This is a genomic window from Hydrogenophaga sp. (assembly GCF_018780385.1).
Taxonomy (GTDB): domain Bacteria; phylum Pseudomonadota; class Gammaproteobacteria; order Burkholderiales; family Burkholderiaceae_C; genus Hydrogenophaga.
In genome coordinates, this window is sequence record NZ_JADMJO010000103.1 from 45487 (window position 1) to 57685 (window position 12199).

The 12199-nt window shown below is 62.5% G+C and carries 8 protein-coding genes; all 8 read right to left on the bottom strand.

The genetic code is table 11. From position 1 onward, the window contains the following. Positions 1-17 precede the first annotated feature (17 nt). Entirely contained in the window at positions 18-611 is a 594-nt protein-coding gene (locus tag IV113_RS22525; protein WP_291089877.1) for a LemA family protein, read from the bottom strand. A 231-nt stretch (positions 612-842) separates the two neighbouring features. After that, positions 843-5066 (bottom strand): DNA-directed RNA polymerase subunit beta', encoded by a 4224-nt coding sequence (gene rpoC, locus IV113_RS22530; RefSeq protein ID WP_291089880.1) that lies wholly within the window; start codon positions 5064-5066, stop codon positions 843-845. Between the two features lie 23 nt (positions 5067-5089). Next, positions 5090-9214, bottom strand: a complete 4125-nt coding sequence (rpoB, locus tag IV113_RS22535) for a DNA-directed RNA polymerase subunit beta (protein WP_291089883.1) — start codon at positions 9212-9214, stop codon at positions 5090-5092. 306 nt (positions 9215-9520) lie between these two features. Further along, a complete protein-coding gene (gene rplL, locus IV113_RS22540) occupies positions 9521-9895 on the bottom strand; it encodes a 50S ribosomal protein L7/L12 (protein ID WP_291089885.1) in 375 nt (124 codons plus the stop codon). Positions 9896-9937: 42 nt separating this feature from the next. Further along, positions 9938-10462 (bottom strand): 50S ribosomal protein L10, encoded by a 525-nt coding sequence (rplJ, locus tag IV113_RS22545; protein ID WP_056267432.1) that lies wholly within the window; start codon positions 10460-10462, stop codon positions 9938-9940. Between the two features lie 258 nt (positions 10463-10720). After that, positions 10721-11416: a 50S ribosomal protein L1 gene (gene rplA / locus IV113_RS22550; RefSeq protein WP_291089888.1), complete on the bottom strand. Its 696-nt coding sequence runs from the start codon at positions 11414-11416 to the stop codon at positions 10721-10723. Beyond that, positions 11417-11848 carry a 50S ribosomal protein L11 gene (rplK, locus tag IV113_RS22555; RefSeq protein WP_291086793.1) on the bottom strand — a complete coding sequence of 144 codons (432 nt, stop codon included), beginning with the start codon at positions 11846-11848 and terminating at the stop codon, positions 11417-11419. It abuts the gene before it with no gap. A gap of 115 nt (positions 11849-11963) precedes the next feature. Further along, positions 11964-12199, bottom strand: a 236-nt coding sequence (locus tag IV113_RS22560) for a KOW motif-containing protein (protein WP_291089890.1), incomplete at its 5' end; no start/stop codon positions are given.

The window sequence follows — 12199 nt, forward strand, 5'->3', positions numbered from 1 at the left end:
GGCTACGGATCGCAGGGTCAGATCTCGATACGGAGAGTCTGACGCTCGGCTTCACTGGTGGTTGATTCGAGCATGGCCTGCGGCAGGAAACCGAACAGGCGCGCCACGATCAGCGCAGGAAACTGTGCGGCGGCATCGTTGAACTCGAGCACATTGTCGTTGTAGGCTTGGCGCGCAAAGCCGATGCGGTTTTCGGTGCTGGAGAGCTCTTCGCTGAGCTCGCGCATGGTCTGGTCGGCTTTGAGATCGGGGTAGGCCTCGGCCACGGCGAACAGCCGGCCCAACGCGCCACCGAGCAACTGCTCGGCACCTGCGAGCGCACCCAGCGCGCCCGCGTTGAGCGGGCTGGTGGCCGCAGTCTGTTCGGCGGTGCGGGCCTGGTTGCGAGCGGCGATCACGGCCTCCAGCGTCTGCGACTCGTGCGCGAGGTACTTGCGCGCCACTTCCACCAGGTTGGGAATCAGGTCGTAACGGCGCTTGAGCTGCACGTCGATCTGACCGAAGGCGTTGGCAATGCCGTTCTTCAACCGCACCAGGCGGTTGTAGGCACCGACACCCCAGAAGAACACCACCAGACCCACGGCCAGAATGACCCACAGCGAAACGGACATGTTCGGAACTCCTTGTATGCGACCCCCGCCCCCCCGGCAGGCGGGGCCAATATACCTGCGGCACACCGCGTGCGCGCGAGACATCACCATGAAAAAAGCCCCCGGTCGGATGACCGGGGGCTTTTTGTAAGCCAGCGGGAAAGCTGACCAGAAACACCGCGGAACCGGCTCCGCCGGGCCGCAGGTGTTGCCCCCTTCAGGGGGTGGCGCGCAGCGCCGCGGGGGTGAGCCTCATTCCGCGGATTCGTTGGTGCTCGACGCGTCGGCTTGCTCGGCCTGATCAGCCGCCAGCGACACGGCATCGGCCTCGGCGATGGCACGGCGCTCTTCGTCGTCCATCTTCTCCTTGACCTTGCGCGCCTCGTGGTAGGCCATGCCGGTACCGGCCGGGATCAGACGACCCACGATCACGTTTTCCTTCAGACCACGCAGCTCGTCGCGCTTGCCCATGATGGCCGCCTCGGTCAGCACCCGGGTGGTTTCCTGGAAGGAAGCCGCCGAGATGAAGGAGTCGGTCGACAGCGAAGCCTTGGTGATGCCCAGCAGGATGTTGCTGAACACCGCCGGCAGCTTGCCATCGGCACGCAGTGCGTCGTTGGTGTTGAGGATCTCCGAACGCTCGACCTGTTCACCGGCGATGTAGTTCGAATCACCCACGCTGTCCACGACCACGCGGCGCAGCATCTGGCGAACGATCACCTCGATGTGCTTGTCGTTGATCTTCACGCCCTGCAGGCGGTAGACGTCCTGGACTTCGTCAACGATGTAGCGAGCCAGCTCTTCCATGCCCAGCAGGCGCAGGATGTCCTGTGGATCGGCCGGGCCGTCCACCACGCTCTCGCCCTTGTTGACCACCTGGCCTTCGTGCACCAGGATGTTCTTCTCCTTGGGGATGAGGTCGTCCCACACCTTGCCTTCGGGGTCGGTGATCTGCAGGCGAACCTTGCCCTTGGTCTCCTTGCCGAACGACACGGTGCCGGTCATCTCGGCCAGCATGCCCTTGTCTTTCGGGCTGCGGGCTTCGAACAGCTCGGCCACACGCGGCAGACCGCCGGTGATGTCGCGCGTCTTCTGGCCTTCGACCGGGATGCGGGCCAGCACTTCGCCTGGGCCCACGTCCATGCCGTCGCGCACCTGGATCAGCGAGCCGATCTGGAAGCCGATGGTCACCGAGTGGTCGGTGCCCGGGATCTTCACTTCGTTGCCCGAACCGTCGATCAGCTTGACCTGTGGACGCACCACCTTGGCCACGCCGCGGCGCTTCGGATCGATCACCACCAGCGTGGACAGGCCGGTCACTTCGTCGACCTGCTTGGCCACGGTGAGGCCTTCTTCGACGTTCTCGAAACGCACCTGACCGGCGAATTCCGTGATGATCGGGCGGGTCAGCGGGTCCCAGTTCGCCAGGATGGCGCCGGCCTTGATGCTCTGGTCGGCCTTGATCGACAGAATGGCGCCGTACGGCACCTTGTGGCGCTCGCGCTCGCGACCGTGTTCGTCGTGGATGATGATTTCGCCGGAACGCGAGATCACCACCAGTTCGCCCTTGGTGTTGGTCACGTAGCGCATGGTGGCGTTGAAGCCGATCACGCCGCTGGACTTGGCTTCCACGCTGGAGGCCACCGCCGCACGCGACGCCGCACCACCGATGTGGAAGGTGCGCATGGTCAGCTGCGTGCCGGGTTCGCCGATGGACTGCGCGGCGATCACGCCGACCGCTTCACCGATGTTCACCAGACCACCACGGCCCAGATCGCGGCCGTAGCACTTGGCGCAGATGCCGAAACGGGTTTCGCAGGTCAGTGCGGTGCGTACTTTCACTTCGTCAACCGCGGCGGTTTCCAGCACGTCGAGCATGTCCTCGTCGAGCATCTCGCCAGCGGGCACCAGCAGCGCACGCGTTTCGGGGTGAATCACTTCCTCGGCCGTGGTGCGGCCCAGGATGCGGTCGCGCAACGACTCGATGACTTCACCGCCTTCAACGATGGCGCGCATCAGCGTGCCGTTGGTGGTGCCGCAGTCCTGGGTGTTGACCACCAAGTCCTGCGTCACGTCCACCAGGCGGCGCGTGAGGTAGCCCGAGTTGGCGGTCTTCAGCGCCGTGTCGGCCAGGCCTTTACGAGCGCCGTGGGTCGAGATGAAGTACTGCAACACATTGAGACCCTCACGGAAGTTCGCCGTGATGGGGGTCTCGATGATGGAGCCGTCGGGCTTGGCCATCAGGCCGCGCATGCCGGCGAGCTGGCGGATCTGCGCAGCAGAGCCACGCGCTCCCGAGTCGGCCATCATGTAGATGGAGTTGAACGACTCCTGGTCCACTTCCTTGCCGTGGCGGTCGGTGGTCTTCTGCTTGGCCAACTGGGCCATCATGACCTTGGAGATCTCGTCACCGGCCTTGCCCCAGATGTCCACCACCTTGTTGTAGCGCTCGCCCGCGGTCACCAGACCGGAAGCGTACTGCTGGGCGATTTCCTTCACCTCGTTTTCGGCGCGGTCGATGATGGCCGGCTTCTCCTTGGGCACAAGCATGTCGTCCACGGCGATCGAGATACCGGCGCGCGTGGCCAGACGGAAGCCGTTTTGCAGCAGCTTGTCGGCGAACACCACGGTTTCCTTCAGGCCGCACTTGCGGAACGAGGTGTTGATCAGGCGCGAGATTTCCTTCTTCTTCAGCGCCTTGTTCAGCACTTCAAAAGGCAGGCCACGCGGCAGGATCTCGGAGAGCAGCGCGCGGCCCACGGTGGTGTCCACCAGCGTGGTCGACGGCGTCCACTCACCCGTGGCCTTGTCCAGCGTCTGCTGGGTCAGGCGCACGCTGATCTTGGCGGTGATTTCCACCACCGCGTTGTCCAGCGCGCGCTGCAGCTCGGACAGATCGGCAAAGATCATGCCCTCGCCCTTGGCGTTGATGCGCTCGCGGGTGGCGTAGTACAGACCCAGCACCACGTCTTGCGACGGCACGATGGAAGGCTCGCCGTTGGCCGGGAACAGAATGTTGTTCGAGGCCAGCATCAGGGTGCGCGCTTCGATCTGCGCTTCCACCGACAGCGGCACGTGAACGGCCATCTGGTCACCGTCAAAGTCGGCGTTGAAGGCCGCGCAGACGAGTGGATGCAGCTGGATCGCCTTGCCTTCGATCAGGATGGGCTCAAACGCCTGGATGCCCAGGCGGTGCAGCGTCGGTGCGCGGTTCAGCATCACCGGGTGCTCTTTGATCACCTCTTCCAGGATGTCCCACACCACGGGCGTGCCGGCTTCAACTTCCTTCTTCGCGGCCTTGATGGTGGTCGCGATGCCCATGGCTTCCAGGCGCGAGAAGATGAAAGGCTTGAACAGCTCGAGCGCCATCAGCTTGGGCAGGCCGCACTGGTGCAGCTTGAGCGTTGGGCCGACCACGATGACCGAACGGCCCGAGTAGTCGACGCGCTTGCCCAGCAAGTTCTGGCGGAAACGACCGCTCTTGCCCTTGATCATGTCGGCCAGCGACTTCAGGGCGCGCTTGTTGGCGCCCGTCATGGCCTTGCCACGGCGGCCGTTGTCCAGCAGCGAGTCGACCGCTTCCTGCAGCATGCGCTTTTCGTTGCGCGCGATGATCTCAGGGGCCTTCAGCTCCAGCAGGCGACGCAAACGCGAGTTGCGGTTGATGACGCGGCGATACAGGTCGTTCAGGTCGGAGGTCGCGAAGCGGCCGCCGTCCAGCGGCACCAGCGGACGCAGGTCCGGCGGCAGCACGGGCAGCACGTCGAGCACCATCCACTCGGGCTTGATGCCCGACTTCTTGAAGGCTTCCAGCACCTTCAGGCGCTTGGCGTTCTTCTTGATCTTGAGTTCGGAGCCGGTCAGGTCGTTGCGCAGCTTCTCGATCTCGATGTCGAGGTCGATGGCTTGCAGCAGTTCCTTGATGCCTTCGGCGCCCATCTTGGCCACGAACTCGTCGCCGAATTCCTTGCGCTTGGCGTCAAAGTCGTCCTCGGACATGATGCCGAACTTCTTCAGCGGGGTCATGCCAGGGTCGGTCACCACGTAGGCTTCGAAATACAGCACGCGTTCGATATCGCGCAGCGTCATGTCCAGGATCAGGCCCAGACGCGATGGCAGCGATTTCAGGAACCAGATGTGGGCGCAAGGCGCGGCCAGATCGATGTGACCCATGCGCTCGCGACGCACCTTGGTCTGCGTGACTTCAACGCCGCACTTCTCGCAGATGACACCGCGGTGCTTGAGGCGCTTGTACTTGCCGCACAGGCATTCGTAGTCCTTGATGGGGCCAAAAATCTTGGCGCAGAACAGGCCGTCGCGTTCGGGCTTGAACGTGCGGTAGTTGATGGTCTCGGGCTTCTTGACTTCACCGAAGGACCACGAGCGGATTTTTTCCGGCGAGGCCAGACCGATGCGGATCGCATCGAAATGTTCGTCGGGCGTGAACTGCTTGAACAGGTCGAGCAAAGATTTCATGTGACTCTTTCCTTTTCGGTGAATTAGGAACGTTCGAGTTCGATATCGATACCGAGCGAACGAATTTCCTTGACCAGCACGTTGAACGACTCAGGCATGCCGGCGTCGATCGTGTGCTCGCCCTTGACGATGGACTCGTACACCTTGGTGCGGCCCTGCACGTCGTCGGACTTGACGGTGAGCATTTCCTGCAGGATGTACGAGGCACCGTAGGCTTCCAGCGCCCACACTTCCATCTCGCCGAAACGCTGACCACCGAACTGCGCCTTGCCGCCCAGCGGCTGCTGGGTGACCAGGGAGTACGGGCCGGTCGAACGGGCGTGCATCTTGTCGTCGACCAGGTGGTGCAGCTTCAGGAAGTGCATGTAGCCCACGGTGGTCTTGCGCTCGAAAGCGTCACCCGTGCGGCCGTCGTACAGCTGCGCCTGGGTGCGGGTGGCCGTCAGGCCCTTGATCTCGGCGATGTTGTCGGGATACGCCAGCTTGAGCATGGTGCGGATCTCGTCTTCCGATGCGCCGTCGAACACCGGGGTGGCGAACGGCACACCGGTGGTGAGGTTCTCGGCCATCTCGACCACTTCGGCATCGCTCATGTCGCCGAGCGACTCTTTCTTGCCGGCCTGGTTGTAGATGGTGTCGAGGAAACCGCGCAGCTCGGAGACCTTGGCTTCAGCTTGCAGCATGTCGCCAATGCGCTGGCCCAGGCCTTTGGCGGCCCAGCCCAGGTGGACTTCGAGCACCTGACCCACGTTCATGCGCGAAGGCACGCCCAGCGGGTTGAGCACGATGTCCGCGGGGGTGCCGTCGGCCATGTAAGGCATGTCTTCCACGGGCACGATCTTGGAGACCACACCTTTGTTGCCGTGACGGCCGGCCATCTTGTCACCCGGTTGCAGGCGGCGCTTGACGGCCAGGTAGACCTTGACCATCTTGAGAACGCCCGCCGGCAGCTCGTCGCCCTGCGTGAGCTTCTTGCGCTTTTCTTCGAACGCGAGGTCGAAGCTGTGGCGCGTCTGCTCCATCGAGTTCTTGATCGACTCCAGCTGGGCAGCCACGGTCTCGTCGGCCGGGCGGATGTCAAACCAGTGGTACTTCTCGACGTCGTCCAGGTAGGCCTTGTCGATGGTCGTGCCTTTGGACAGCTTCTTCGGTCCACCGTTGGCCAGCTTGCCGATCAGCAGTTTCTCGATCCGGTCGAAGGCGTCGGCTTCCACGATGCGCAGCTGGTCGTTCAGATCCAGGCGGAACCGCTTGAGTTCGTCATCGATGATCTGCTGGGCGCGCTTGTCGCGCGTGATGCCTTCGCGGGTGAATACCTGCACGTCGATCACGGTGCCTTGCGAGCCCTGGTCCACGCGCAGCGAGGTGTCCTTCACGTCGGAAGCCTTCTCGCCGAAGATCGCGCGCAGCAGCTTCTCTTCCGGCGTCAGCGTGGTCTCGCCCTTGGGCGTGACCTTGCCGACCAGCACGTCGCCGGGCAGCACTTCGGCGCCGACGTAGATGATGCCGGAGTCGTCCAGGCGGTTGAGCTGCTGCTCGGCCAGGTTGGGGATGTCGCGGGTGATTTCTTCCGCGCCCAGCTTGGTGTCGCGCGCCATGACCACCAGTTCCTCGATGTGGATCGAGGTGTAGCGGTCTTCGGCGACCACGCGCTCGGAGATCAGGATCGAGTCTTCGAAGTTGTAGCCGTTCCAGGGCATGAAGGCGATCAGCATGTTCTGGCCGATCGAGATTTCACCCAGGTCGGTCGAAGCGCCGTCGGCGATCACGTCACCCTTGCCCAGCTTGTCGCCCTTCTTGACGATGGGGCGCTGGTGGATGTTGGTGTTCTGGTTGGAACGCTGGTACTTGATGAGGTTGTAGATGTCCACACCCACTTCACCGGCCACCGCCTCGGCGTCGTTCACGCGCACCACGATGCGGGTCGCGTCCACGTAGTCGACCTTGCCACCGCGGGTCGCGGTCACCACGGTGCCGGAGTCGATCGCGGCAACGCGCTCGATACCGGTGCCCACCAGCGGCTTTTCAGGACGCAGCACGGGCACGGCCTGGCGCGACATGTTGGCGCCCATCAGCGCACGGTTGGCATCATCGTGCTCCAGGAAAGGCACCAGCGATGCAGCGACCGACACGATCTGCGCCGGCGACACGTCCATGTACTGGATGGTGTCGGACGGCGTCAGGATCGATTCGCCTTTTTCACGGGCAGAGATCAGGTCACCAGTGAGGCGGCCTTCGCCGTCGAGCGTGGCGTTGGCCTGCGCGATGACGTACTTGCCTTCTTCAATGGCCGACAAGTAATCGATCTGGTTCGTGACCTTGCCTTCAATCACGCGGCGGTACGGGGTTTCAATGAAACCGTACTCGTTCAGGCGGGCGTACAGAGCCAGCGAGTTGATCAGGCCGATGTTTGGACCTTCAGGCGTCTCGATAGGGCAGACGCGGCCGTAATGGGTCACGTGCACGTCGCGCACCTCGAAGCCGGCGCGTTCGCGGGTCAAACCGCCCGGGCCCAGGGCAGAAACGCGGCGCTTGTGCGTGATCTCGGCCAGCGGGTTGGTCTGGTCCATGAACTGCGACAGCTGCGACGCACCGAAGAACTCCTTCAGGGCCGCGGAAATCGGCTTGGAGTTGATCAGGTCGTGCGGCATCAGCGGCTCTTGCTCGGCCTGGCCCAGACGCTCCTTCACGGCCTTCTCGATGCGGGCCAGACCGGTGCGGTACTGGTTCTCGGCGAGTTCGCCGACGCAACGCACGCGGCGGTTGCCCAGGTGGTCGATGTCATCGACTTCGCCACGGCCGTTGCGCAGATCCACCAGGATCTTGACCACGGCCAGGATGTCCTCGTTGGACAGCACCATGGCGCCGGTGGATTCGTCGCGGCCCACGCGGGCGTTGAACTTCATGCGGCCCACGCGCGACAGGTCGTACGTGTCCGGGTTGTAGAACAGGCGGTGGAACAGGGCCTGCACAGCGTCTTCGGTCGGCGGCTCGCCGGGGCGCATCATGCGGTAGATGGCCACGCGCGCGGCGAACTCGTCGGCGGTTTCGTCGATGCGCAGGGTCTGCGAGATGTAGGCGCCCTGGTCGAGTTCGTTGGTGTAGAGGCACTGCAGGTCTTGCACACCGGAGGTGCGCAATTTCTTCAGCAGCACTTCGGTCAACTCTTCGTTGGCTTTGGCGATGATCTCGCCGGTGTCCTCGTCCACGATGTTGCGCGCAACCACGCGACCGATCATGAAGTCTTCCGGCACGCTGATGTGCGTGGTGCCCGACTGCTCGAGTTCGCGGGTGTGGCGCACGGTGATGCGCTTGTCCTTGGCCACGACGACCTTGCCGGCTTTGTCGGTGATGTCGAAACGGGCCACTTCACCGCGCAGGCGCTCGGGCACGAAAGCCATCTGCGCGCCGCTGTCCATCACGCGGAAGTGGTCGTTGACGAAGAAATTGGCCAGGATGGTTTCCGGCGTCAGGCCAATGGCCTTGAGCAGGATGGTGACCGGCATTTTGCGACGGCGGTCAACACGGAAGAAGAGCACGTCCTTGGGGTCGAATTCGAAGTCGAGCCAGGAACCGCGGTAAGGAATGATGCGAGCCGAGAACAGCAGCTTGCCCGAGCTGTGCGTCTTGCCCTTGTCGTGTTCGAAGAACACACCGGGTGAGCGGTGCAGCTGTGACACGATGACACGCTCGGTGCCGTTGATGATGAATGAGCCCTTCTCGGTCATCAGGGGCACTTCGCCCATGTAGACCTCTTGCTCTTTCACTTCCTTGATCACCTTGGACTGCGCGGTCGAGGACTCGCGGTCATAGATGATGAGCTGCACGCGAGCGCGCACGGCCGAGGCGAAAGTGAGACCACGGGTCTGGCATTCACGCACGTCAAAAGCGGGCTTGGCCAGGTTGTACTCAACGAACTTCATCTCCACAAAACCGTTGTGGGAGACGATGGGGAAAGCGGCTTCAAACGCCGCCTGCAAGCCCTCGTTGGTGCGCTTTTTCGGCGCGTTGTCGGCTTGCAGGAACGCCGTGTAGGCGTCCTTCTGCATTTGCAGGAGGTAAGGAATCGCGAGAACGTTTTCGCGGGTACCAAAGCTCTTGCGGATGCGTTTGCGTTCGGTGTATGAGTATTTCGATGCTGGGGCCATGAGATCTCCGGGCTTGAGGTCTGCGGCGACTGTCTTGCCTACCAGGAGGACAGATTCCTGGTGGCTTTCTTGGTGGCTGGCCTCTACCAACCATTGGCGGACGGCCTGTGCATTGCACACAGGCCCGAACCAAGTCGTTTTCTGCAGTCGGGGTCAGAAAACACTGGGAAAGGGACTGCATCAGTCCATTTCCCGGTGTTTCTCTAAAACACTTCGCCAGTGCCGAAGGCGCTGACGAGGGTGTGCTCTGAAAGCACAGAAGGCTGGAGGCCCTTTCGGGCGCTCCAGCCTCGGGACTCGAGCGAATTACTTCAGCTCGGCCTTGGCGCCGGCATCCACCAGCTTCTTCATGGCTGCTTCGGCGTCGGCCTTGGCAATGCCTTCTTTCACGTTCTTCGGTGCGCCATCGACCAGGTCTTTGGCTTCTTTCAGGCCCAGACCGGTGATTTCGCGAACGGCCTTGATGACCGAGACCTTGTTGGCGCCGGCTTCGAGCAGCACGACGTTGAATTCGGTCTTCTCTTCAGCAACAGCAGCAGCACCGCCACCACCGGCTGCGGGGGCGGCCATGGCGGCTGCGCTCACGCCAAACTTCTCTTCGATGGCTTTCACCAGGTCGTTGAGTTCCATGACCGTCATGCTGTCCAGCGCGGTCAAAAATGCGTCTTTATCGAATGCCATTTTGATTTCCTAACAATTGGTTGAACGAACGTACCGCGCCGATCAGGCGGCGGCCGCTTCTTCTGCCGGAGCGGCAGCGCCTTCGCCTTTTTTCGCCGCCAGCGCGCCCAGCACAACGGCCGTACGCGACATGGGCGACATCAGCAAGCCACACAGCTGAGCCATCAGCACTTCTTTCGAAGGGATGCTTGCGAGCTGTTTCACGCCATTGACGTCCAGGACTTTGCCTGCATACACACCGGCGCGAATGACCAACTTGTCGTTGGTCTTCGCGAACTCGGCCACCACTTTCGCGGCGGCCACGGCGTCAACAGAAAATCCATAGATCAGCGGACCGGTCATCTGGTCGGCGGCCACTTCAAATGCGCTGCCAGCCACCGCACGGCGGGCCAGGGTGTTTTTCAACACGCTCAGGCTCACACCGTTGCTGCGGGCTGTGACGCGCAGTTTGTCCATGTTCGCGACCGTGATGCCACGGTATTCCGCCATCACGAGCGTTTGAGCTTTTGCGGCGAGGCTGGTCACTTCGGAAATGACCGCTTCTTTCTCACTGCGATTCAGACTCAAGGTCTACTCCTTAAATGTGCCTGCGGTCCTGGGACCTGGGGCACGCCTCATTGCAGCGATCAACTGTTTCGGAACGGATTCCATCTGCAGCGGGATCGCCATCTGCGTTGGCTTGTCACAATTAAGTCGGACCGCACCCCGAGGGACTTGATCCGACACCAACGGTCTTGGATGGCCCCGGGAGCCGTTCATGACGACCGGCCACCGAGCCCACCACACCCGGGCGACCTGAGTCGCCCGAATTCTTTCTCTCTGCGATTACGCCGAGATGGATTGCATGTCCACGCGAACGCCAACACCCATGGTCGACGACACCGCCACCTTGCGCAGGTACACACCTTTGCTGGTCGCCGGCTTGGCCTTGGTCAGGGCGTCGAGCAGCGCCACCAGGTTGCCCTGGAGCTTGTCGGCGTCGAACGAACGACGGCCGATCGTGCCGTGCACGATGCCGGCCTTGTCGACGCGGAACTGGACCTGACCGGCCTTGGCGTTGCGCACGGCCTGGGCAACGTCGGGCGTCACGGTGCCGACCTTCGGGTTGGGCATCAGACCGCGCGGACCCAGGATCTGACCCAGGGTACCGACGACGCGCATGGCATCCGGCGAGGCAATGACCACGTCGAAGTTCATGTTGCCGGCCTTGATGTCGGCAGCCAGGTCGTCCATGCCGACGATGTCGGCACCAGCGGCCTTGGCCTCTTCGGCCTTGGCGCCCTGGGCGAACACGGCCACGCGCTTGGTCTTGCCGGTGCCGTTGGGCATCACGACGGCGCCACGCACCACTTGGTCGGACTTCTTGGCATCCACGCCGAGCTGGACGGCCACGTCGATGGATTCGTCAAACTTGGCGTTTGCACATTCCTTGATGATGGCGATGGCTTCGGTGAGGGCGTACAGCTTGTTGCTGTCGACCTTGCCTTCGAAGGCTTTCTGTTTTTTGGTCAGCTTGGCCATTTACACGCCCTCCACAATCACGCCCATCGAGCGGGCCGAACCGGCGATGGTGCGCACGGCTGCGTCCACATCGGCGGCGGTCATGTCTTTCATCTTGGTCTTGGCGATCTCTTCGAGCTGAGCGCGCGTGATCTTGCCGACCTTGTTCTTGTTGGGCACCGAAGAGCCCTTGTCGAGCTTGATCGCCTTCTTGATCAAGGTGGTCGCCGGAGGCGTCTTGATGATGAAGGTGAAGCTCTTGTCCGCATAAGCCGTGATCACCACGGGCAGCGGCAGACCTGGTTCAACGCCTTGGGTCTGGGCGTTGAACGCCTTGCAGAACTCCATGATGTTCAGGCCGCGCTGACCCAGTGCCGGACCGATCGGGGGGGACGGGTTGGCCTTACCAGCTGGCACTTGCAGCTTGATGAAGCCGACGATTTTTTTCGCCATTTTTTAGCTCCTGCGAGTGCAGACGGTTGCCACTGTGGACAACCTCCTCGCGGTTGGGGACCCGGAAAACTTCAACAGCGCTGGCGTCGGGCCGACCCGCCAGCACCTGAAACGATCAGGTCTTCTCGACCTGGCTGAATTCGAGCTCGACGGGGGTCGCGCGACCGAAGATGGTCACCGACACGCGCATCTTGTTCTTCTCGTAGTTGACTTCTTCGACCGTGCCGTTGAAGTCGGTGAAGGGGCCTTCCTTCACACGCACGTATTCGCCGACGACGAACTCCACCTTGTGGCGGGGCTTGTCGGTGCCTTCCTGCATCTGGTTGACGATCTTCTGAACGTCTTCCTCGG

Excerpts from the sequence above, each read along its gene's own strand:
- rplK (WP_291086793.1), bottom strand. The coding sequence starts at position 11,848 with ATGGCGAAAAAAATCGTCGGCTTCATCAAGCTGCAAGTGCCAGCTGGT.
- rplL (WP_291089885.1), bottom strand. The coding sequence starts at position 9,895 with ATGGCATTCGATAAAGACGCATTTTTGACCGCGCTGGACAGCATGACG.
- rpoB (WP_291089883.1), bottom strand. The coding sequence starts at position 9,214 with ATGGCCCCAGCATCGAAATACTCATACACCGAACGCAAACGCATCCGC.
- IV113_RS22525 (WP_291089877.1), bottom strand. The coding sequence starts at position 611 with ATGTCCGTTTCGCTGTGGGTCATTCTGGCCGTGGGTCTGGTGGTGTTC.
- rplA (WP_291089888.1), bottom strand. The coding sequence starts at position 11,416 with ATGGCCAAGCTGACCAAAAAACAGAAAGCCTTCGAAGGCAAGGTCGAC.
- rpoC (WP_291089880.1), bottom strand. The coding sequence starts at position 5,066 with ATGAAATCTTTGCTCGACCTGTTCAAGCAGTTCACGCCCGACGAACAT.